Annotated in this window: 12 protein-coding genes; all 12 read right to left on the reverse strand. The window is 70.3% G+C overall.

Translation table 11 applies throughout. From position 1 onward, the window contains the following. Positions 1–34: 34 nt before the first annotated feature. The 12 genes from FXO19_RS03290 to zipA all read right to left on the reverse strand — a co-directional run bounded on the left by FXO19_RS03290 (position 35) and on the right by zipA (position 24,200). Entirely contained in the window at positions 35–3,196 is a 3,162-nt protein-coding gene (locus FXO19_RS03290) for an efflux RND transporter permease subunit (protein ID WP_149193605.1), read from the reverse strand. Next, entirely contained in the window at positions 3,193–4,698 is a 1,506-nt protein-coding gene (locus FXO19_RS03295; protein ID WP_149193606.1) for an efflux RND transporter periplasmic adaptor subunit, read from the reverse strand. Before FXO19_RS03295 ends, FXO19_RS03290 begins: the two co-directional genes overlap by 4 nt. Continuing rightward, positions 4,695–5,996: a TolC family protein gene (locus FXO19_RS03300; RefSeq protein ID WP_255516268.1), complete on the reverse strand. Its 1,302-nt coding sequence runs from the start codon at positions 5,994–5,996 to the stop codon at positions 4,695–4,697. Before FXO19_RS03300 ends, FXO19_RS03295 begins: the two co-directional genes overlap by 4 nt. Positions 5,997–6,068: 72 nt before the next feature. Next, positions 6,069–6,449: a hypothetical protein gene (locus FXO19_RS03305; protein WP_149193607.1), complete on the reverse strand. Its 381-nt coding sequence runs from the start codon at positions 6,447–6,449 to the stop codon at positions 6,069–6,071. A 273-nt stretch (positions 6,450–6,722) separates the two neighbouring features. Further along, the gene (gene pbpC, locus FXO19_RS03310) at positions 6,723–9,101 is read right to left on the reverse strand and encodes a penicillin-binding protein 1C (RefSeq protein ID WP_149193829.1); all 2,379 of its coding nucleotides are present in this window, start codon (positions 9,099–9,101) and stop codon (positions 6,723–6,725) included. A 78-nt stretch (positions 9,102–9,179) separates the two neighbouring features. Continuing rightward, on the reverse strand, positions 9,180–14,048 hold the full coding sequence (locus FXO19_RS03315) for an alpha-2-macroglobulin family protein (protein ID WP_425481439.1): 4,869 nt from the start codon (positions 14,046–14,048) through the stop codon (positions 9,180–9,182). A gap of 151 nt (positions 14,049–14,199) precedes the next feature. Further along, positions 14,200–16,806, reverse strand: a complete 2,607-nt coding sequence (gyrA, locus tag FXO19_RS03320; RefSeq protein WP_149193609.1) for a DNA gyrase subunit A — start codon at positions 16,804–16,806, stop codon at positions 14,200–14,202. A gap of 412 nt (positions 16,807–17,218) precedes the next feature. Further along, on the reverse strand, positions 17,219–18,277 hold the full coding sequence (mtnA, locus tag FXO19_RS03325) for an S-methyl-5-thioribose-1-phosphate isomerase (RefSeq protein WP_149193610.1): 1,059 nt from the start codon (positions 18,275–18,277) through the stop codon (positions 17,219–17,221). 311 nt (positions 18,278–18,588) lie between these two features. Then, a complete protein-coding gene (locus FXO19_RS03330) occupies positions 18,589–19,152 on the reverse strand; it encodes a DUF3011 domain-containing protein (RefSeq protein WP_187775604.1) in 564 nt (187 codons plus the stop codon). Between the two features lie 100 nt (positions 19,153–19,252). Continuing rightward, complete coding sequence (epmA, locus tag FXO19_RS03335) at positions 19,253–20,239, reverse strand: EF-P lysine aminoacylase EpmA (protein WP_149193612.1); 987 nt, start codon at positions 20,237–20,239, stop codon at positions 19,253–19,255. A 16-nt stretch (positions 20,240–20,255) separates the two neighbouring features. Beyond that, positions 20,256–22,598 carry an NAD-dependent DNA ligase LigA gene (gene ligA, locus FXO19_RS03340; protein WP_149193613.1) on the reverse strand — a complete coding sequence of 781 codons (2,343 nt, stop codon included), beginning with the start codon at positions 22,596–22,598 and terminating at the stop codon, positions 20,256–20,258. A gap of 855 nt (positions 22,599–23,453) precedes the next feature. Then, positions 23,454–24,200, reverse strand: coding sequence for a cell division protein ZipA (gene zipA / locus FXO19_RS03345; RefSeq protein WP_149193614.1), 747 nt, complete (start codon positions 24,198–24,200; stop codon positions 23,454–23,456). Between the last annotated feature and the right edge of the window lie 64 nt (positions 24,201–24,264).

A 24,264-nucleotide genomic window follows, 5' to 3' on the forward strand; every position in this document is an offset into this window, starting at 1 on the left:
GCCTCGTGCTCCGGTCGATGGGCGAGTGTCCCTGTCATCCCGACGGGATGTGGCGGGCACGATGGCTGGCGCGGGCCAGCCGGCGCCGCTCGAGCAGCAGGTAGGCCGCCGGGATCACCAGCATCGACAGCAATGGCGCGCTGAGCATGCCGCCGACCATCGGCGCGGCGATGCGCTGCATCACTTCCGAGCCGGCGCCGCCGCCGATCATCAGCGGGAACAGGCCGGCCAGGATCACGGCCACGGTCATCGCCTTCGGCCGTACCCGCTGTACCGCGCCTTCGCGAATCGCTTCGTCGAGTTCGGCCGCGCCCGCGTTCGGGTTTGCCTCCAGTTGCCGCTGCCAGGCATTGCGCAGGTACAGCAGCATGATGATGCCGAACTCGGCGGCGACGCCGGCCAGGGCGATGAAGCCGATCAGGGTCGCGACCGAGACCGCATGTCCCATGGCCCAGATCAGCCAGAACCCGCCAACCACGGCCAGCGGCAGGCTGAGCATGATGATGGCCGCATCCGCGGCGCGCCGGAACACCAGGTAGATCAGCCCGAAGATGATCGCCAGCGTCGTCGGCACCACCATCTGCAGCCGCGCGCGTGCGCGTTGCATGAATTCGAACTGCCCCGACCATTGCACCGCGTAACCGGCCGGCAGCTGCACCTGTTCGGCGACCACCTGCTGCAGGTCGGCGACCACCGAGCCCAGGTCGCGCGCGGCCACGTCGACGTAGACATAGCTGGTCAGCCGTGCGTCGTCGCTCTTGAGCATCGGCGGCCCGGAAGTGAGCTCCAGGTCGGCCACTTGTCCCAGGGTCAGCTGCACGCCGCCGGCGGCGACGATCGGCAACTGTTCCAGCGCCGCCACGCTGTCGCGCTGCGAGCGCGGATAGCGCAGCACCACCGGATAGCGCTCGCGGCCTTCGATGGTCTGGGCGATCGGCGCGCCGCCGACCACGGTCGCGATCAGTCGCTGCAACGCGGCCTGGCTGAGACCATAGCGGGCGGCGATTCCGCGGCGGATGGTGACATCGAGATAGCGCCCGCCGGTGATCCGTTCGGCCACCGCCGAGCTGACGCCGGGCACCTCGGGGGCGATCTTCTCGATCCGCTCGGCCAGGCGCGCCAACGCTTCGATGTCCGGCCCGCTGACCTTGATCCCGATCGGGCTCTTGATGCCGGTCGACAGCATGTCGATGCGGTTGCGGATCGGCGGCACCCACAGATTGGTCAGGCCGGGCAGCTGCACCGCCCGGTCCAGTTCCTGGATCAGCTTGTCCATGGTCATGCCCGGACGCCATTCGCTGCGCGGCTTGAACGTCACCGTGGATTCGAACATCACCAGCGGCGCCGGATCGGTGGTGGTCTGCGCGCGCCCGGCCTTGCCGAACACGTGTTCCACCTCGGGCACGGTCTTGATCATGCGGTCGCTTTGCTGCAGCAGCTGCGCCGCCTTGCCGGCCGACAGGCCGGGCAGCGCGGTGGGCATGTAGATCAGGCTGCCTTCGTCCAGCGGCGGCATGAATTCGCTGCCGAGCTTCATATAGGGCAGCGCGGTCAGCAGCAATACCCCGCCGGCCGCGGCCAGGGTCAGCCGCGGGAAGCGCAGCACCCGGTTCAACACCGGCCGGTAACCGGCGAGCAGTGCGCGATTGATCGGGTTTTCCGACTCCGCGCGGAGTTTCCCGCGGACCAGGTAGCCCATCAGCACCGGCACCAGGGTGATCGACAAGCCCGCGGCGGCGGCCATCGCATAGGTCTTGGTGAAGGCAAGCGGCGAGAACAGCCGTCCCTCCTGCGCCTCCAGCGCGAACACCGGCACGAACGAGAGGGTGATCACCAGCAGGCTGACGAACAGCGCCGGCCCGACTTCGCTGACGGCATCGGCGATCATCCCCCAGCGCTCGACGGCCGAGGGTTCATGGCGATCTTCGTGCGCCAGGCGCCAGGCTTCGACGTGCTTGTGCGCGTTCTCGATCATCACCACCGCGGCATCGACCATCGCGCCGATCGCGATCGCGATGCCGCCCAGCGACAGCAGGTTGGCGCTGATCCCCTGGTAGTACATGACGATGAAGGCGGCGAGCACGCCCAGCGGCAGGCTGATGATCACCACCAGCGACGAGCGCAGGTGCCACAGGAACAATGCGCACACCAGCGCGATGATCAGGAACTCCTGGCCGAGCTTCTTCGCCAGGTTGTGCACCGCGTCCAGGATCAGTTCGGAGCGGTCGTACACCGGCACCACCTCGACCCCGTCGGGCAGGCTGGCCTGCAACGCCGCGAGCCGATCCTTGACCGCCCGGATCGCCGTGAGCGCATCCTTGCCGGTCCGCAGCACGATGATGCCGCCGGCGACCTCGCCTTCGCCGTCGAGCTCGGCGATGCCGCGTCGCAGCGTCGGCCCGCGCTGCACCGTCGCGACGTCGCGCAGCAGCACCGGCACCGGGCCGCTGGTCACCGGGATGGTCTCGAAATCCGCTCGGTTCTGCAGGTAGCCCTCGCTGCGCACCATCCACTCGGCCTCGGCCTGCTCGATCACCGAGCCGCCGGTGGCGCCGTTGGCGGCCTGGATCGCCTCCGTCAGCTGGGCGATGGTGATGCCGCGCGCCGCCAGCCCCTGCACGTCCGGCACGATCTGCCAGGCCTGGACCATGCCGCCCAGGCTCGCGACCTCGGCCACGTCGGGCACGGTCTTGAGTTCGTAGCGCAGGAACCAGTCCTGCAGCGATCGCAACTCACCCAGGTCGTATTGCCCGGTACGGTCGACCAGTGCGTACTGGTACACCCAGCCCAGGCCGGTCGCGTCCGGGCCGAGCGACGGATTGACGCCTTCCGGCAAATCACCGCGTACCTGGCTCAGGTACTCGAGCACGCGCGAACGCGCCCAGTACAGATCGGTGTCGTCGTCGAACAGCACGTAGACGTAGGAGTCGCCGAAGAACGAGAAGCCGCGCACCGTCCTGACCCCCGGGACCGACAGCATGGTCGTGGTCAACGGATAGGTGACTTGGTCCTCGACGATGCGCGGCGTCTGCCCCGGCCACTCGGTGCGGATGATGACCTGCACGTCGGACAGGTCCGGCAATGCGTCGAGCGGCGTTCGCGCCAGCGCCCACAGGCCCCACGCTGCCAGCGCCGCAGCGGCCGCAAGCACCAGCACCCGGTTGGCGATCGAGCCGCGGATGATGCGCGCAATCATGGTTGCGCCTCCATCGGCTCAAGCCGTTCCACCGTCAGCCCCTCGTCGTCGGAGCGGACGAAGACGCGTACGCGGTCGCCTGCCTGGAGGTCCTTGGCCACGTCCGCGTTGGCCAGCGCGAAGCCCATCGTCATGCCCGGCATGTTCAGCGTCGGGAACGGCCCGTGCTGGAGCGTCACCTTCCCGTCTTCGATGGACTCGACGGTGGCGTCGGCTTCGTGCAGGTCCGATTCGCGTGCCGTCTCCTTCCCTCCGGTCTTGCCTTCGCTGTCTTGCGCCCTGGTCGATTCGAGACGTTCGAGCAGCCCCGACAGGCTCGCCTCCGAGTCGATCAGGAACTGCCCCGATACCACCACAGGTTCGCCGCCTTTCAGCCCGCTCAGGATTTCGGTGCGGCCTCCGCTGCTGCGCCCGGTCCGGACGGCTATCGGCACGAACCTGTCGTTCTCGTCGCGGACGATCACGTGAGACCGCTCACCGGCGCCGATGACGGCGTCGGTTGGCACCAGCGGCACCTCCTGCTTGCCGCGCTCGGGCTGCAGAGCGATCTCGGCGAACATGCCCGGCGCCAGCAGGCCTTCCGGATTGTCCAGCACGATCCGCGCCTGCTGGGTTCGGCTGTCGGGGTCGACGTCGGGCAGCAAGGCCTCGACCTCGCCCGTGAACTGCCGCCCCGGAAACGCGCTCACGCGGGCCTGCACCGGCGTGCCGGCGCGCAATCCGGCGACATCGGCCTGCGGCACCGCCGCTGTCAGCCACAGCGTGTCGGTACCGTTTACCCGCAACAGCATCGTGCCCGGCATGGCGGCCTCCCCCTCGCGCACGCCGATTACGCTGACCACGCCGGTGACCGGCGAAGTCAGCACGATGCTGCCGTCGCCAGCCGCTCGTGCGCCGCTCGGCAAGCCAAGCGCACGCAGACGTTGCTGCGCCGCCGGACGCAACGCCTGCGCCGAGGCCGAATCGGCCCCGTCGAGCGCGCCGGCCTCCGCCAGCGCCACGCTCCAGCGCGGGGCCAGCACGTTCACCAGCGGCTGGCCCGCGCGCACGGACTCGAACGGCGTTTTGACGTGCAGCCGGCTGACGACGCCGTCGACCGGCATGCTGATCACGTGCTCGGCGCGCAGGTCCCAGCCGAGGGTGCCCGGCACCGTCAGGGAGCTCTCCAGCCGGCCGAGCTCGGCCGGCACAACCCGGATGCCGAGGCTCTGCCGCATGCCGGGCGCAATCGAGATTCCGCCGCCCGCCGCTTCATCGGCGTACTTGGGGACCAGCATCATGTCCATGAAGGGCGACTTGCCCGGCTCGTCGAAGTGCTGGTCCGGGACCATCGGGTCGTACCAGTAGAGGACTTCGCGGTCGTCCGATGTGGCTCCGGTGCTGCCGGTCGCCGGGCTGCCCGATCCCGATTGCGCCCGCCCCCACCAGTACCCGGCGCCCAGGGCCGCCAGCACCACTGCCGCCGCGACGATCACGATCACAATGTGGTTCATCCGGTTCATGGCTGGGTCTCCGAAGTCAGCAGGAAAGCCACTGCCGCCCAGGCGCGGCCGAGCTGCGCCAGGTGCTGGACGTGCATCAGGTGCAATTCGAGTTCGTCTTGATGGGCGTCCAGCCAGGGACGCAGCTCGCCGCCGGCACGGTAGGCGGCCAGTGCGGTGCTGCTGCGGTCGCGTGCGAGCGGGATCTGCGCATCTTCGTGCAGGGCCACCACACGCTTGCTGCCTTCCCACTGCGCAAAGGCGGCGCGGATCCGTGCGACCAGTTGCCGGCGCTGGTCTTCGCGGGTGGCCAGGGCCGCCTGGTAATCCGCCTGGCGCGCGGCGATGCCGCGGTCCTGCCGGTTGCGCGTGAACAGCGGCAGGCCGACGCCGAACTCCAGCATCAGCATGTCGCTGCGGCTGGCCTGGCGTTGCCCGTACGAGGCGGTCACGCTCCAGTCCGGGCGCTTCTCGGCACGTGCCGCGTCAACCGCCGCCGCTGCGGTTTCCAACTGCGCATCGACCGGCTGCAATGCCGGCAGGCGGTCCAGCGCCACCAGCAGTTCGGATTGCGAATGCGGCGTCGTGGTGAAGTCCGGCGTCGTGTCGGCGGCACGGAGGGCGCCGTCCGCGGTTGCGCCGATCCAACGCTGCAGCGCTTCACGGGCCTCGACCTGCGCGGCCTCGGCGGCGGCAATATCGTTGTCCAGTTCCAGCACGGCGGCTTCTGCGGCCAGGGCGTCGTGGAGCGATCCGCCGCTCCGCGCACCCGCCCTGGCCAGCCGCGCAGCCAGCTGCGCCTGCTCCCGCAACGCATGCAGTTTCTGCAGTTCGCGTTGGCGCGCCCACAAGCCGATCCAGGCTTCGGCGCTTGCGCGCTGCACATCCAGCCGCTCGGCCGTCTCCAGCGCTTGCGCCTCGTCGGTCCTGCGCAGGGCCAGCGCGCGTTGCGCCTCGCGCTTGGCCCGGGCCGGAAACGCCTGGCGCAATCCGATCCGCTTCATGGTCATGGGGTCGATGCCGTCATCGAACGCATCGGAGCCCGTCACCGGCAGGTTGCTGATGCCGACGATCAGCGTCGGATCAGGCAATGCCCCGGCGCGATGCGAATCTTGGCGCGCGGCCTCGACCGATGCGCGGCGGGCCTCGAGCATCGGCACGCGTTCGCTGGCGCGGCGGACGGCCTCGGGCAGGGAGATTTCAACGGGCGCGGCGAACGCCGCTGCAGCAGGCGCTGCGAGGGACGCAGCGATCAGGCACGGCATCGCCCCGCGCACGATTGCGGAACGGACGGCGCCGACAAGGGAATGGACAGGCATGAGACCTCCGAAACGGCCACGACACGCGCACGGCGCTCCTGCGCCGGGCACTAGGCAACGTCGTTTCGGGGTCTAGATCAGAAGACTGCAGAATCGCAGTCGTGGCGGCGGATCCAACCCGGTCATCGGCACCTCGGCCGGGACGGCCGCGTGCGAAACCGGTTGCGCCATGAGCAGCGGCATCGCCGGCGCCGGCAGCGCCAACGGGGGCACCGACAGCTTGACGATGTCGGGTGCGGTCGACCGGTCCGGATTGCAGTGCTTGTGGCACAGGGACGGATGGCCTTGCGCCTGCTCCATGCCCTTCTTGGCACATTCCTCGACCATCGCCTCGGCTTCGGCTGGCGGCTGTCCTGTCGGGCAGAAATACACCGCCAGTGCCGCCTGCTGGAACAACAGGCAGAACACCACCACGAGGGCGATCCGCAGGCGATGGCGAGCGCGTCGGGTCACGGGCCGGATGATACACCTCGCGTCGAAACCCAGGCGAAAAGCTCACCAGGCCGGGATCCGGCCACTGGAGCGGGCGCCCGCGTACCGCAGTGCGTCGGATCCAGGCGCTAAGGTTCCCGCTGTTTTCCTGCGATCAATTCAACGGCTTGGCTGCTTCCCCCCTTTGAAAAAGGGGGGGCTGCGAGAAATGTGGGGAAACCTCAGATCCAGGCGGTGATTCGCGCTTGTGCCTGCGCCTGCGAGCCGCTTCGGCAGTGCGTCGGATCCGCCACCTCAGCGCGCGATCCGGAACCCCACCCGCGCCCAGGCGCCGCCTTCGGCCAACGCGGTCAGCACGTGCTCGCCGGGCGTATCGAACTCGCGCAGCAGCGGCCGCGCGCCTTCGGTCTCGGCGATCCAGCGCCCGTTCAACAGCCACTGGATGCGTCCGCCGCTGCCGAGCGCGCGCAGCGACAGCCGTACGCCACGGCTGCTGCCCGGCGGCCGCGCCAGCGTGGCGCCCTCGTTGACGCCGTCGATGCGCAACGTCGCGACCGCGTCGCGCCCGTCCGGCGCGCAGTCCGGCGACAGCGGCGGCAGACGGGAAGCATGGCGGGCGGCCGCCGGCAGCCAGGGCGATGCCAATGCCGGCCAGCGCGCGATCTCGGCCACGCGCGCGACGTGCGCATCGCTGCACGCGCCCGACAGCCGCAGGCCGCTGCGCACGTCGACCCGGAAGCGCTCGCGCCCGGCGCTCCACAGCCGCGCATCGCGCTCGGCGAACGTCGGCGGTACCGCGTCGTCCAGCACCCACGCCTGGCGGCGACGCTGGCACAGCGCGGCCGGCTGCGCAGCGGCGGACGTGCCCAGCGGCCAGCAGATGTCTTCGCGCCGCACATTGTGCGGCGGCGGCAGCGGATTGCCGTCGCCGCGCGCGCGCGGCAGCGTGTCGACCACCTCGAACAGCAGCGGCAACGCGGTGATCGCGCCGTACTGCCCCGGCAGCGGCGTGCCGTCGGGGCGCCCCACCCACACCCCGATGGTGTACCGGCCCGTCGCACCGAGCGCCCAGGCGTCGCGGAAGCCATAGCTGGTGCCGGTCTTCCAGGCCACGCGCGGGCGGCCGCCGGTATCGAAGGTGTCGGCGCGCTCACCGGGGCGCGGGTTGGAGGCGAGGATCTCGCCGACGATCCACGCCGCGCCCGGCGACATCAGCCGCCGTTCGATCAACGGCGCGTCTTCGGTGTTGCGCACGCGGCCGGCGATGCCGCCGCGGCGCAACGCCGCGTGCGCGCCGACCAGGTCCTCCAGGGTCGCGCCGGTACCGCCGAGGATCAGTGACAGGTTGGGCGCGGCGCCGCGCGGGAACCGCAGCCGGATCCCGGCGTTCTCCAGCCGCGCGGCGAAGCGCGCCGGGCCGACGCGGTCGAGCAGGTCCACCGCCGGCACGTTGAGCGACAGCCGCAGCGCGGTGGACGCCGCCACCGGACCGTTGAACGCGGCATCGAAGTTGCCCGGGCGATAGCCGCCGAACGCCTGCGGCGCGTCCACCAGCAGGCTCTCGGAATGGATCAGGCCGTCGTCGAGCGCCATGCCGTACAGGAACGGCTTCAAGGTCGAGCCCGGCGAGCGCCAGGCCCGCACCATGTCGACGTGGCCGAGCCGGGCGCGGTCGCCGAACGCCACCGAGCCGACATAGGCGCGGGCCTGCAGGGTCGCGTTGTCGACCACCAGCAGCGCCGCCGAGGTGCGCTCGGGCAGGTTCGAGAAATACGCGGCCACGCGCTCTTCCAGCATGCGCTGCAGGCCGGGGTCGATGGTCGAGGCGATGCGCGCGCTGCGCGGATCGCCGTCGCGCAGCCGCTGCGCCAGCAGCGCGGCATGCAGCGGCTGCCGCAGCGCACGCGACACCACCGGCTCGATGCGCGCGTCGTCGACCAGGGCGCGCGGCCAGACCTTCTGATCGACCATGCGTTCGAGCAGCTTGTCGCGCGCCGCCTGCGCGCGTTCGGGATGGCGGTCGGGGCGCAGCCGGCTCGGCGCCTGCGGCAGCACCGCCAGCAGCGCCGCCTCGGCGTGCGAGAGGCGCGCGGCGGACTTGCCCAGGTACGCCCAGCTGGCGGCTTCCACGCCCTCGATGGTGCCGCCGAACGGCGCGCGCTCCAGGTACAGGGTCAGGATCTCGCGCTTGGACAGGCGCGCCTCCAGCTGCAGCGCGCGCAGCATCTGCCTGACCTTGCCGGGCAGCGAGCGGGTGTGCCCCGCGGATGGCGGGGCGAGAATACGCGCAACCTGCATCGTCAGCGTGGAGCCGCCGGAGACGATGCGGCCGCCGCGCACCCATTGCGCCGCGGCGCGCAGCAGCGACACCGGGTTGATGCCGGGATGGCGGTGAAACCAGCGGTCCTCGTAGGTCAGCAGCGCCTGCAGGTACAGCGGCGACACCGCGGCGGGATCGGCGGGATGCCGCCACACGCCTTCGGCATCGGCGAACGCGCGCAGCGGCGTGCCGTCGCGCGCGACCACCAGCGTGCTGGTGTCGCGCGCCTTCGGCAACGGCGGCGGGACGGCGAGATCGAGGACCAGCAGCGACAGCAGCAATGCCACCGTGCCCCAGCGCAGCCATGAGAGCCGTGATTGGGGATTCGTGATTGGGGATTCGGCAGGGCGCACGCCGCCGTTCTCACACGAGCCGTCATCGCGCGCCTTGGCTTTCCCAATCTCCAATCCCGAATCCCCAATCCCGTTTCCTCAAGGCTGCACCACCGTGATGCGCTCGACCGGTGCGCGGCCGACGCCGCGCAGCTCCGGACGGTACATGTCCTCCACCAGCGGCGGCGGCACCGTGTAGGTGCCCGGCGTGACCGCCCGCACCAGGTAGAACAGCCGCGCGGTGCGCCCGGCGTCGAGCGATAGCGCGGCGACATAGCGGTCGTCGCGGAATTCCTCGTGCCTGACGTCGGCCGAGCCGGCGCGTTCGGCCAGCTCGATTCCCGCCACGGTCACACCGGCCCACTGTTCGGCATCGCCGAGATTGAAGTTCTCGATCTCGAGCCCCGACGGCAACAGGTCGGTGAGCAGCGCGTCAGGCATCGCGCGGTCGGCGGTGATGGTGACCGCGACGATCAGCGCCTCGCCCTCCTTCAGCGGGCCGGGCGTCCACGGCTTGCCGTCGGTGCGGTACAGCCGGCGCTCGACCTTGAGATCGCTGAAGTCGGGCTCGGGCGCCGTGCGCGGCACCCCGGCGACCTCCAGGCTGGCATACATGGGCGGCTCGCCCTTCGGCTCGAAGCGCACGCCGCGCGACAGCGCCGCGAAATCGAAGCTGCGGCCGAACATCCGCGTCTCGGCGACCGGCTCGTCGCTGTCGCCGGTCCGCAGCACGCCGGACACGCGCCGCTGCTGGCCGCTCGCCAGCGCCTTGCCGAGCCGCGCCAGCGCGATCTGCTCCTGGGTGCTCAGGTACAGCGCGCCGTTGTCGCGGCGCGCGCCGATCTCGCGGCCGATGTCGATCGCGCGTGCGACGTACGCCGGCTTGCCGGCGCCGCGCTCCTCGGTCAGCGCGATCTTCAGCGCCGCGTCGCGCAGCGGACTGCCGTAGTCGCCGAGGTAGCGCGGACGCGCGTCCTCGAAGGCGAACCCCTGCGCGATCGCGCGGTCGCCACGCGCGGCATCGCCCTGCAGGCGCAACGCGAGACCCAGGTGCACCAGCGGCAAACCCGTCAGGGTCCTGCTGCGCTCGTTGTCGTACAGCGCGCGCAGGGTACCCAGCGGCGCGCGTTGCACCCGCGCCAGCACGTAGCCGGCGTGCGCCTGATAGGTGAACTTGAGGTGCTGGCGGTTGTCGCGACCGTAGAACTCCTGGCCGCCCCCCAGCAAGTCTTCGTTGAGGCGTTCCAGCGCCTTCTGCAGCACCGTCTCCGGCACCGCGAAGCCGGCCTCGCGCGCCTCGAGCAGGAACTCGGTGATGTACGGGGTCAGCGTCGGCGCGGTCTCACCGCTGCTGCCCCACATCGCGAAGTGGCCGTTGTCCGCCTGCATCGACGCCAACCGGCCGAACGCGCCCTCGACGATCCTGCGGCGCTGCTGCGCATCGACGTCGCGGATGCCGAGCATCTTCACCGTGGCCGGGTCGAGCATCAGCGCCGCATAGCCACGGCTGGTGGTCTGCTCGGCGCAGCCGTAGGGATAGTGCAGCGCCCCGTGCAGCGCACTGGCGAACGGGATCGGCGGCAGCGCGCTGACACTCATCCGCGCCTGCACCGAGCCGGGCATCAGCCCTTCGGCCAACGACGCGTCCATCGTCACCGGCGCCAGCGGGTCGAGCGCGCGCGTCTGCGCGCGCAGCACCGCCGGCCAGCCGGCGCGCACCGGCAGGTCGTAGCGCCGATCGACCGTGTGACCGTTGCCCTCCACGCGCACCCGCACCCGCGCGGTGGCGTAGTCGTTGCCCGCTGTCAGCGGGAAGCTCAGCGTCGCCTTGCCTTCCAGCTCGATCGCCGCGCTGCGCGTGCCGTCGCCGATCGAGACCGGCCCCTCGCCGTCGACGCGCACCGCGAACTCGCCGGACTTGCCGGTGTAGTTGCTGAGATCGAGGGTGACCGTGCTGCGATCGCCCGGCGCCAGCACGCGCGGCATGCTGGCCTCGGCCACGATCGGCGCACGCACCACGGTCTCGGCATCGCGGTTGCCGTAGGCGCGTTCGGAATACACCAGCGCCGACACCCGCAGGGTGCCGTTGAAGTCCGGCACCGGCAGCTCCACCCGGGCGTTGCCCTTGGCGTCGAGCTTCACCGGACCGGTGAACAGGTCCACGGTCTGCACCCGCGCGGTCGGCCGCCGCGCCTGCGGCAGCGCATCCAGCGCCATGTCGCCGCCAAAGCGGATGCGCGCGACGCCGCCGTCGTAGCTCTCGATCACCCGTCCGTAGACGTCATAGGCATCGACGCCGAAGCGGCGCTGGGCGAAGAAGTGCGCCACCGCGTCCGGCACCGGGAACCGGGTGATGTTGAGGATGCCGACATCCACCGCCGATACCGTGGCATAGGCCTCCTGGCCGGCCAGCTGCGGCGCGCTCACCGTCACCCGCAGCGGCCGCTCCGGCCGCACCAGTTCCTCGACCGACAATCCCACCGCCACGCGCCGGTCGCGCCGGTTCATCGGCACGTGGGCGATGCCGACCGCGCGCGTCGGCGTGACCTTGCTCGCGGCGCTGCCGCCGCGGAACACCAGCGCCGTCACGTAGACGTCGTGCCGCTCCCAGTCCTCGGTGACCGGGATCTCGAAAGTGCTGCCGGGCCCGGCATCGATCGCCTGCACGTACAGCAGCGCGTCGCTTTCCACCAGCAGCAGGCCCTTGCCCGGGTGCGGCGGCGTCACCGTGACCTTCAGCGTGTCGCCGGCGCGGTAGCCGGTCTTGTCGAGGGCGAGCTTGACCTTGTCCGGGCGCGCGTCGAGCCCCCGGTTCTGGTCGTTCCAGCTCCAGCCGGCGCGGAACGGATAGCGCGTGGTCAGGCCGGTCTCCGGATCCTGCACGTCGACGCGATACTCGCCCCACTCCACCGGGAAATCGAAGCGCACCGCGCCGCTGCCGGCGTCGACGGTCCGGGTCTCGACGTTCTGGAAGCGGCGGGTGAAGTCATAGTTCCAGCCGCTATCGTCGTCATGGGTCCAGTGATAATCGCGGTGCTCGCGCACCAGGGTGACCTTCAGTCCCTTCAGCGGCTGCGCATCCCCCGCCGCGTCCACCCGCACCAGCTCGAAGCCGGCACGGGCGTTGGCGTCGGCACCCTCGGCATCGTCGAACAGCGGCCGCACGCCGACCAGGGCGTCGGCCGGCCACATCACCCGCCTGAGCGTGCGGTCGACGCTGCGGCCGCCGCTCTCGTACAGGCTGCCGGTGACGACCGCGGCGATCGGCGTCGATGGCTTGACCTCTTCCGGCAAGGCGATGTCCTGCTGCAGCAGCCCCTTGGCGTCGAGTTCGGCGTCGACGACCTCCTTCGCCTCGCGCGGCAGCTCGACCGTCGGGTCGCCGAAGAAATAGTCGGGCAGCGACTCGACCGGATGCTGCGCCACCGTCACCGCCAGGGTCGCGGTGAAGCGGTTGCCGGCCGCCGGCGCGCCGTAGAGATAGGCGCCGCTCGCACGCAGGCGCAGCGGCCGCCCCGGGGCGAGCACCGGATCGGGGCTGTCGAGCTCGAGCTTCATCCGTTCGGGCAGGAACTCCTCGATCCGCAGGGTCATGCCCTGGACGGCCTCGCGACTGCCCGGATCGGTGCGGAACTCGACCTGCCAGCGCCCGGTCGGGGCATCGACGGGAATCTCGCGTTCGAGGCGGTAATAACCCTGCGGCCCCGCCTGCAGCGGGGTTTCGAACAACGTTTTGCCGTCCGGCTGCTTGAGGCGCACGAACAGCGGCTGCGCCTTGCCGTCCTTGGCCGCCACCGGCGCGCCGTCGCGATCGCGCAGCAGCGCCGACACCCGCACGGTTTCGCCCGGGCGGTACAGGTCGCGGCCCGACCAGGCGAACACGTCGAACCAGGCCTGCTCGCGTCCGCTGACGGCGAACTCCGACAGGTCGAGCGCCGGCTGGTTGAACGGCAGTATCGACACGTCGCTGCCGCGGCTGGCCACCAGCACGTGCGCGGCATCGAGGGTGTAGTCGAGCAGCGCATTGCCGTGGCGGTCGGTCTCGGCCTTGTAGATCTCCTCGCCGTCGGCATCGAGCACGCGCAATCCGACCCCGCCGGTCGCGCCGCCGTCCCGCAGCGACGCGGTGTGCACGAACAGCTTGTCCTTGTAGGCGCGCGCGTGCAGGCCGATGTCGCTGACGCTGAAGAATGCGGTCTCGACCGCGTCCTCGAACGAGCCGGCGCGCTTCATCGCGGCGAAGTACAGGCCGGGCTGCTGCAACTCGGCGATGTCCTGCAGCGGCAGGTGCGTCAGCACGCGCTCGTTGCGCTCGCCGCCGAGGACGAAACGGTTGACGTAGACCGGCTCGGCCAAGCGCGACAGCGGCCGCCGGTCGTTGTAGTCGGCGCTCAGTTCCCAGCTGCCCCTGCGGCCGCCGCGCTGGTACTGCCGGAAGAACTGCGGCAGCGCGCTCTCGCGCACGCGCAGGAACTCGACGTCGACCTCGGGCACGTTGAGCGACACCACCGGCAGGCCGCGGCTCTCGCGCGCCGGCAACACGCTGCCCTGCGAGGCGAACCCGACCGCCGGCTCCAGGTCGCCGGTGTGGATCTTGCGCTCGACGGCCTCGCCCAGGCGGGTGCCGTCGGCGGCGGTCAGGTCGGCGGAGATGCGGACCGTGTAGTCGCGGTTGGCCTCGACGAACGGGAAGCGCAGTGTCCGGCCATCCTCGTCGAGCGACCAGCTGCCCTCCCTGTCGACCTTCTCGGCGAAGGTGACCAGCTTGTCGAAATCCTGGGTGCCGACCAGCGGCCGCGAGAATTCGAGCGCGATCGCCAGTCCATCGCTGCGCTGATCGGGCCAGGCGCGGGCGAGGCCGAAGCCCTCGATCTGCTGCCGTTCGGCATGGATCGCTTCGCCGCTGGCGGCCGGCAACTGGCCGCCGTCGTCGCGTTTGCAGGCAGCGATGCCGAGCAGCACCAGCATCGGAACGAGGACAGCGATCACGGCCCGGCGGCAGACCGGTCCGACGGCATGCTTGCTCATCGTGCGCGCACTCTTTCCCTGGAGTGGGGTCGAGTATAGACCCGCCGGCGATGCGGACGCGCGTCGCCGGCGGGTGCGCATCAGCGATGCATCAGGCGTCCGGGCGCTGCTCGGCCTCGTCGGGCGGTTGCGGTGCGACTGTCTCCGCATCCACGTCCAGCGAAGCGTCGACCCGCTCCACCGCCTGCAGGTTCTCGTCGGCAGCCAGCCGCATCAGGGTCACGCCCTGGGTGTTGCGGCCGACCTGCGAGATCTCCGAGGCGCGCGTGCGCACCAGGGTGCCGCCATCCGAGATCAGCAGCACCTCGTGGTGGTCGCTGAGCTGGATCGCGCCGACCAGTGGACCGTTGCGCTCGCTGGTCTTGATCGCCAGCACGCCCTGGGTGCCGCGACCCTTCTTCGGGTACTCGGCGACCGGGGTGCGCTTGCCGTAGCCACGGGCACTGGCGGTGAGGACGTCGCCGTCGCCGTCGACCACGATCAGGCTGACCACCGACTCGCCCTCGCCCAGGCGGATGCCGCGCACGCCGGCCGCGGTGCGGCCCATCGAGCGCACCGCGCCCTCGTCGAAGCGCACGGCCTTGCCGTTGGAGGCGAACAGCATGATGTCGCGATCGCCGTCGGTCAGCGCCACGTCCACCAGTGCGTCGCCCTCGTCGAGGCGGATCGCGATCTTGCCGCGCTGCAGGCGATAGGCGAACTCGGCCAGCGGGGTCTTCTTCACCGTGCCGCGGCGGGTGGCGAAGAACACGAACCGGTCCCCGGCATACTCGCGCACCGGTACCACCGCCTGCACCTGCTCGCCCTCCTCCAGCGCGATCCAGTTGATGATCGGCCGGCCGCGCGCGTTGGGGCCGGCGTCGGGCAGCTGGTGCACCGGCAGCCAGAACACGCGCCCGGCGCTGGTGAAGGTCAGCAGGGTGTCGTGGGTGTTGACCAGCCACAGGCGGTCGATGAAGTCCTCTTCCTTCGCCACCGCGGCCGAGCGGCCGCGGCCGCCGCGCTTCTGCGCGCGGTAGGCGGTCACCGGCTGGCGCTTGGCGTAGCCGGAGTGCGACAGCGTCACCACCACGTCCTCGGGCGCGATCAGGTCGAGGATGTCGAGGTCCTCCTCGCTGGCGCGGATCTCGCTGCGACGCGCGTCACCGAACTCCTCCTTGAGGTTGCGCAGCTCGGTGCGGATCACCTCCAGCAGCACGTCCGGATCCTCGAGGATCTCGATCAGGCCGCGGATCGCGTCGAGCAGCTGGCGGTACTCCTCGGTCAGCTTCTCCTGTTCCAGGCCGGTGAGGCGATGCAGGCGCATCTCCAGGATCTGCTGCGCCTGGACGTCGGTGAGCTGGTACACGCCTGTGGAAGCGGGGCCGTCGACCAGGCCCACCCCGTCCGGCAGGTCCTCCGGGCGCGAGGCCTCGGCGCCGGTCGCCTCCAGCAGCGCACCGACCAGGCCCGGCGGCCAGGTGCGGCCCAGCATCCGCTCCTTGGCGACCTGCGGATTCTCCGAGGTCTTGATCAGCTCGATCATCTCGTCGATGTTGGCCAGCGCGACGGTCAGGCCTTCGAGGATATGGGCGCGGTTGCGCGCCTTGCGCAGCTCGAAGATCGTCCTGCGCGTGACCACCTCGCGGCGGTGGCGCACGAATGCCTCGAGGATCTGCTTGAGGTTGAGCAGCTGCGGCCGGCCGTCGACCAGCGCCACCATGTTGATGCCGAATACCGACTCCAGCTGGGTCTGCTGATAAAGGTTGTTGAGCACCACCTCGGCCGATTCGCCGCGGCGGATCTCGATGTAGATGCGCATGCCGTCCTTGTCGGACTCGTCGCGCAGCTCGCTGATGCCCTCGATCTTCTTCTCTTTCACCAGCTCGGCGATCTTCTCGATCAGCCGTGCCTTGTTGACCTGGTACGGGATCTCGGTGACGGCGATCGCCTCGCGGCCGTTGTCTGTCACCTCGATCTCGGCGCGCGCGCGCATGCGCACGCGGCCGCGGCCGGTGCGGTACGCCAGGTGGATGCCGCCGACGCCGTTGATGATGCCGGCGGTGGGAAAATCCGGACCGGGGATGTGTTCCATCAGCCCGTCGATGTCGATCTCGGGATCGTCGATCAGGGCGATGGTGGCGTCGACCACCTCCGACAGGTTGTGCGGCGGAACGTTGGTCGCCATGCCCACGGCGATGCCGGCCGAGCCGTTGACCAGCAGGTTGGGCACGCGCGCCGGCAGCACCGACGGCTCCAGTTCCTTCTCGTCGTAGTTGGGCTTGAAATCGACCGTCTCCTTGTCGATGTCGGCCATCAGCTCCTGCGCCAGGCGCGACATGCGCGCCTCGGTGTAGCGCATCGCCGCGGCGGAGTCGCCGTCGACCGAACCGAAGTTGCCCTGCCCATCGATCAGCATGTAGCGCAGCGAGAACGGCTGCGCCATGCGCACCAGGGTGTCGTAGACCGCCGAGTCGCCGTGCGGGTGGTACTTACCGATGACGTCACCGACGATACGCGCCGACTTGTAGTACGGCTTGTTGCTGTGCGCGCCGAGCTCGTTCATCGCGTACAGCACGCGGCGGTGGACCGGTTTGAGGCCGTCGCGCACGTCCGGGAGCGCGCGCCCCACGATCACGCTCATGGCGTAATCGAGATAGCTGCGGCGCATTTCGTCTTCGAGATTGACGGGGATGATTTCTCTGGCGGAATCGACCATCTAGGGTGCTTGCATCCTGGCTGCTCGGACCGTTCGCGGGCGCCTGCCCGGCGGTTCCGGACGGCATTCCGCGCGGCCCATCGGCAACGCGTTGAAAAGACGTGAAATCATACCACGGCGAGCCCGTTCAAGCGAGCTTTTTTTGTCTGGAAAACAAGGGCTTAGACGCGGATCAACGCGGATACGACGGATAAGGCTGGATGCGGTGATGCTTGAACCAGCCGACGCCAAGGCGCCTTCGTCGTCATCCCGGCGCAGGCCGGGATCCATTTTGCTTTCGAGGCAACTTCAAGATGGATCCCGGCCTGCGCCGGGATGACGGTGTGGGCACATTCCGGACCGGCTGATTTCGGTCTTATCCGCGTCATCCGCCTTATCCGCGCGCATCCGCGTCGATCCGCGGCAAAAGCCCTCACCCGCCGAACAGCGCCCGCATCGAATCGGCGCCCGGATGCTCGACGACGCCCTTCTCCGTCACGATCGCGTCGATCAGTGCCGCCGGCGTCACGTCGAACACCGGGTTCCAGGCATGCACGCCCTCGGCCACCGTGCGGCTTCCGTTCATGCCGAGCAGTTCGCCCGGATCGCGCTCCTCGATCTCGATCGCATCGCCGGACGGCGTGGCCATGTCGACGGTCGACGACGGCGCCACCACCATCACCTTCTTGCCGTGGAAGCGCGCCGAGATCGCCAATTGATAGGTGCCGATCTTGTTGGCGACATCGCCGTTGGCGCAGATGCGGTCGGCGCCGACCACCACCCACTCGACCTCGCCGTTCTTCAGCAGGTGCGAGGCGGCGGAATCGGCGATCAGGGTGGCATCGATGCCGTCCTGCTGCAGTTCCCATACGGTCAGGCGCGAGCCCTGCATCCACGGGCGGGTCTCGTCGGCGAACACCTTGCCGATCCGGCCCTGGGCGACGCCGGCGCGAATCACCCCCAGCGCGGTGCCGAACCCTGCGGTCGCCAGCGAGCCGGTGTTGCAATGGGTCAGCACGCCCGAACCCGGCGCGATCAGCGCGGCGCCGAGTTCGCCCATGCGGCGGTTGGCGGCCAGATCCTCGGTCTCGATCGCCTGCGCTTCACGCGCCAGCGCGGAACGCCAGTCGTCGCCGGCGATCAGCAGCGCCGCGCGCATGCGCGCCAATGCCCAGGCCAGGTTGACCGCGGTGGGCCGGGCGGCATTGAGCCGCTGCAGCGCCGGTTCCAGGACCGTCGCGGCCGATGTGCCGTCCGTCGCATCGACGGCGCGGGCCGCCAGCACCACACCCCAGGCAGCGGCGATGCCGATCGCCGGCGCGCCACGCACCACCAGTTCGCGGATCGCGATCGCGACCGCGTCGCTGTCGTCGCAACGCACGTACTCCTCGGCGAACGGCAACTTGCGCTGATCGAGCAGTTCCAGTGACTCGCCGTTCCAGCGGATCGGGCGAATGCGGTCGTAGCGGGCGTAGTCGATGGGATCGGTCATCGTGAAAGTTTAGAGCTTGTCGACATGGTGCGGATAGGTGTGTGGAGCGCGCCATCGGGGATTTCGACCCGTGCCGGTGCCAACGTCCATGGATCCCCGCCTGCGCGGGATGACGGCGGCGGAATGACGCCGGCGCGCGCGTCCACACCCTCGTTCCCGCGAAGGCGGAAGCGCCTTTCAACAGCGCGAAGCGCTGGTCAACCCAAAGACGTTGGTCGACGCTCTCGGTACAGGTCACCGCCGCGTTTCTGTCGGGAAGCCCGGATGCCGCTGCGGGAAAGCAATGCCCTCAGCCGCTGCACCATAGGCTGTCAGCGCACTAGGAACTCGGCGCGACAACCGCCATCGACCCAGATGCCGCCGCGGTCCCAGCCCCAGTTCTGGCGCTGCACACAGCGGGTGCTGGACAGCTGGCGCACCAGTTGCACGTCGCGGCCGACCGCGGCGTTGCAGCGGCGGTGGCGGTCGTTCTCGGACTCGCAACGCACGATCTGGCCGCCGTCCGCGTCCGACCCGTGCCCAGGACGTCCGGGGCGCCCTGGGCGCGATCCACCCGCCCCGGTGACGAACTCCGCACGGCACCCCTGTGACACCCAGACGCCGCGTCCGTCGTAACCCCAGCTGCTGCCCTGGATGCACTGCGCCGACGACAGCTGGCGGCCGATGCGGACGCCGCCGCGGGTATCCGCCGGGCAATACTGGCGACGATTGTCGCGCGACTCGCAGCGCAGCGCGCCACCCTGCCCGTAGCCGGGACCGTGCCCGTAGCCGGGGCCCTGACCGTTACCCGGGTATCCATAGCCACCGCCGTAGGCCATGCAGCCGGTGCCACCGAATGCCAATGCGAGTGTCGCAATCCGCAAGGTGCTGTTCATGGCGCCTCCTCCTGTCCGATGTCCCGAATGTAATCTAATCGGTGTTCGTGAACGGAAACATGCACGGGCCGCGCACGCCGGCATGCGCGGCCGTTGCCGTTCAGGCGCGTGAGAACTCGAACGACAGCGTCTCGGCAATGCGGCCGGTGCCCAGCAACGCCATCAACAGCCGATCGACACCGAGCGCCACGCCCGCGCAGTCCGGCAGTCCGTGCTGCAGTGCAGCGAGCATCCGCGCATCGAGGGCGGGCTGTGGCAATCCGCGTGCCGCGCGCGCTGCCAGTTCGTGTTCGAACCTGCGCCGCTGTTCGCCCGCATCGACGAGCTCGTGATAGCCGTTGGCCAGTTCCAGCGGCCCCAGGTACAGCTCGAAACGCTCGGCAACCGGCGCCGGATCGGCATCGCCGTCGTCCTCGCGCACCCGCGCCAGCATGCACTGCGAGGCGGGATAGTCGTGCACGACGAGGATCGCGTCCGTCGGCAGCTGCGGCTGAATCCGGTGCGTCATCAGCAGATCGAGCCAGTCGTCGCGCCGCAGTCCGGCGGGGTCGACCTCCACCCCACCGAGCGCGGCACGCAGCTCGCGCTCGTCGGCCCGCATCGGATCGATGCCCAGGCGCGTGCGGTACAACGCGCGATAGCTCGTGCGTTCGACCGCCGCCTGTCGTTCCGCGAGCGCGAGCGCCGCCTGCACCAGCGCCACCGCCTCGTCGATCAGCCGCAGATGGTCCCAGCCGACGCGGTACCACTCGATCATGGTGAACTCGGGATTGTGGCGGCCACCGGCCTCGCCGTCGCGGAACACGCGGCCGAGCTCGTAGCAGTCGCCGATCCCCGCCGCCAGCAGGCGCTTGAGCGGATACTCCGGCGAGGTGCGCAGCCAGCGCCGGCGCGAACCGGCATCGACATGGCCGCTGAAATCGAGCGCAAACGTGGCGATGTTCGGCTCGCTGTTGCCGGCCTGCGACAGGATCGGCGTCTCCACTTCGAGTACGTCGCGTGCGGCGAAGAACGCGCGGATCGCGGCATTGAGGCGGGCGCGCAGGCGTAGGGCTCCGGGCGTCGCCGAGGGGCGCCAGTCGTTCACGCCACGCTCCTTAATGTCACGCGTGCGCTTCCAGGAACGCCACCAGCCGCGCCTCGTCCCAGACCTCGATGTCGAGCTCCTCGGCCTTCGCCAGCTTGGAGCCGGCCGACTCGCCGGCGACGACGAAGCTGGTCTTCTTCGACACGCTGCCGGCGGCCTTGGCGCCGAGCGCTTCCAGCCGTTCCTTCGCCTCGTCGCGGGTCATCGACTCCAGCGTGCCGGTGAGCACGACGGTCTGCCCGTCGAGCGGGCCGGCCACCGCGGAGGCGCGCTCCGGCAATCGCTTCGCCAGCGTCTGCTGTGCCTTCGCGGATGCCAGGAACAGCGCCGCATTGGCGTCGTCGGCGAACCACGTCGCCAGCGAATCGGCCGCCTCGGCGGGCAACCCCGCCGCCACGTGGTTGTGCGCCGCCGCCTTGCGCAGCGCGGCAGCCGACGCGAATCCGGACGCGAGCTGCGCGGCGCGCACCGGGGTGATCTTCGGGATCTCGAGGTCGACCAGCAGCGTCGCCAGGTCGAGCCCGTCGCGCAGCTTCGGCGAAGGCGGATGCGTATCGCCGATGCGTACGCCGCGCGCGAGCAGTTCGTCGATCACCCGCTGGTTGCCGGGCTGGTCGAGAAAATGCCCGAGGGCGCGTGCGACTTCGCCGCCGATGTCGGGCACGCGCTTGAACAGCGGCCACGGCGTGTGCCGGATGAGTTTCAGATCCCCGAACCACGCCGCCAGCGCCTTGGCGGTGCTCTCGCCGACGTGCTGAATGCCGAGCGCGAACAGGAACCGCGCCAGCGTGGTGTCACGGCTGCGGTCGATCGCGGCGATCAGGTTCTCGGCCCACTTGGTCGCCACCTTGCCGGCCTTCACCGTCTCCGGCGTGGTGCCACTGCGCTCGTCGGAGCGCCGCTTCATCTCCAGCAGGTCGTCGAGCGTGAGGCGGTAGAGGTCGGCCACTGACGCCAGGTAGCCGAAGTCCGACAGGTCCTCGATGTAGCGCTCGCCCAGGCCGTCGATGTCCATCGCCCGGCGCGAGGCGAAATGACGGATCGCCTCCTTGCGCTGCGCCGGGCAGCTGAGCTCGCCGGAGCAGCGCCAGACCACCCCACCCTCCTCGCGCACGATCTCGGAGCCGCATTCCGGACAGGTGGCGGGCATCGTCCACGGCTGCGCCGAGGGCGGGCGATGCTCCGGGATCACGCTCAGCACCTCCGGGATCACGTCGCCGGCGCGGCGCACGATGACGGTGTCGCCGACGCGCACGTCCAGGCGCGCGATCTGGTCGGCGTTGTGCAGGGTGGCGTTGGTGACGTTGACCCCGGCCACCTGCACTTCGCGCAGGCGCGCGACCGGCGTGACCGCGCCGGTGCGGCCGATCTGCACGTCGATCGCCTCGACCACGGTCGACTGTTCCTGCGCCGGGTACTTGTGCGCCAGCGCCCAGCGCGGCGCGCGCGAGACGAAGCCCATCTCGCGCTGGCCGCGGGCGTCGTCCAACTTGTAGACCACGCCGTCGATGTCGAACGGCAGCGCATCGCGGCGTTCGCCGACCCGATGGTAGTAGTCCAGCAGCCCATCGGCGCCGCGCACCACTTCGGCCAGCGTGCTGACCGGAAATCCCCACCGGCGCAGCTGCTCCAGCACCTGCGAGTGGGTATCGGGCAGCGCTTCGCCGTCCACCACGCCGGCGCCGTAGGCGAAGAAGCTGAGCGGGCGCTGCGCGGTGATGCGCGGGTCGAGCTGGCGCAACGAGCCGGCGGCGCCGTTGCGCGGATTGGCCAGCACCTTGCCGCCGCCCTCGCGGGCGCGGGCGTTGTAGGCCTCGAAGTCGGCGCGCGGCATGTAGACCTCGCCGCGCACCTCGAGCACCTTCGGCCAGCCCTTGCCGCGCAGCTTCAGCGGGATGGCGCGCACGGTGCGCAGATTGGCGGTGACGTCCTCGCCGGTGGCGCCGTCGCCGCGGGTCGCGCCCTGCACGAATGCGCCGTCCTCGTAGCGCAGGCTGATCGCCAGGCCGTCGAGCTTGGGCTCGGCCGAGAACACCGGCTCGTCGCGGTCCAGGCGCTCGGCGATGCGCCGCACGAAATCGCGCACCTCCTGCGCCTCGAAGGCGTTGCCCAGCGACAGCATCGGCACCGCATGCCTGACCTCGGCGAACTTCGACGACGGCGCGGCGCCGACGCGGCGGGTCGGCGAGTCGTCGCTGGCCAGTTCCGGATGTTCGGCCTCCAGCGCCTCGAGTTCGCGCATCAACGCGTCGTACTCGGCGTCCGGAATGCGCGGCTCGTCGAGCACGTGGTAGCGGTAGTTGGCGTCGTCGATCAGGCGGCGCAGTTCGGCGGCGCGGGCGGCGGGCTTGCTGGGCATCGGCGAATTCTAACCGCCCCCGCGCGGGCCAGGCCGCATGAATCCCGGCTCCGGGATGAGCCGCGATCAGAACCGTTCCGATCCATCCATCCGTAGGAGCGCGCCATGCGCGCGATACCGCGGGTGCCGGCAGGATCCGGTGGATGCCGCGATTCCTGACCGGCAGGCGCGCGCCGGTCACCGGAATTTGCGGGCGGCGCCATGCCCGCGGCATCGCGCGCATGGCGCGCTCCTACGGTGGGTACCGGTTTCGACTTCTCCGTCCGAAGCCGGCGACAACCGGGCGGGGACCGGCCCGGGGAATGCTCCCCGGCCCAGTCGGGCCATCCATGGCCCGATTCACCGCCGCAAGTCATCCATGGCTTGCCGTCCGCTTCCCCCGGTCCGGGCACCGCGTCGGCAACTCACTTTCGGATGTTCGATAGCCCGTTCCTCCGAAGCCCGCCAACGCATCAACGGGAGCCGTGCCGGGGTGTTGCGGAGAGCTGCACATGGATGTGCAGCGGCCCTGAGTCCGGCCATGGATGGCCGGACCGAAGGGCGAAGCAATACCCCGGCGCGGCTCCCGCCCCGCGCCGCCAATCGAAGCCGCCCTTCGAAAGGACCAACTGCCGAGAGCGGCTATTCAGAGCGGCTATTCATGCCGCTGCTCCGTGGCGACGGTGGATAGATCCTCCCGTCGGATGGGACTGCATGGCGCGGGCGGAGCAATCCCCCCGGCGCGGCTCACGCGCCGCGCAGTCAACCGAAGGCGTTCGTCGAGAGGACCAACTGCCGAAGTGGCTATTCGTTCGCGCCGCCCCGTGGCGACGGTGATGCCTCGTCGCGACGGACAGAGCTGCTTGGCGCGGCGCGCTACCAGCGCGGGCTGCGGGTGATCGGCGGGGCTTCGTGCTGGCGGTCGTAGGCGCGCAGTTCGTCGCGCAGGTGGGCGATGCGCTGGCGGCCGAGCGCGTTGCGCTGTTCGTCCAGCAGCACGCCGTCTAGCAGCTCGGCCATGCGCTGCGCGATCGGCTGCATCGCGTCCCAGGCGTCGAGCGCGCTGACCGGCGCCGGCAGTGTCAGGAAGAACGCGATCGCCGGCGTTTCCAGCGACTGGATCTCCGACATCTCGAAGCTGCCCGGCTTGCGGATGTTGGCGACGCTGAAGATCGGGCCGCGCTCGGGGTGCCCTTCCACCAGCCGGTGGAACACGTTCATGTGGCCGTAGGTCAGCCCGGCCTTTTCCGCCGCGACCACGATGTCCGGGCCGCGCAGCACCTGGCCGGCACGCGCGGCGATGTACAGGGTCACGATCTTGTCGAAATCCTCGCTCACCCGGCGGCCGAGATCGGCATTCGGGGTGGCGGCGTCGCCGACCGCGTCGTCGAACAGCTCCATCTCGGCCTGCACGGCCTCGTCGTCGCCGGGCTCCGCGGATCCCGCCAGCTCCTCCTCGATCTGCGCGCCCAGGGTCGGCTCGGTGCGCTCGCCGCGCGACTCGGTCTTCAGTCGGCGCCCCTGCGAGTTCTGCCGCGGACGGGTGCCGAAGTACCAGATGGCGGCCAGCAGGAACACGCCCGCCACCAGGATCCCGATCCGTATCAGCCAGTCGTCCGACATCGTCCTCTCCTCGCGGTGGATGGGCGGCCGGTCACCGCATGTCCGAAAGTGCGGCCGGCACGGC

The organism is Luteimonas suaedae, assembly GCF_008312895.1.
GTDB classification, from domain to species: domain Bacteria; phylum Pseudomonadota; class Gammaproteobacteria; order Xanthomonadales; family Xanthomonadaceae; genus Luteimonas; species Luteimonas suaedae.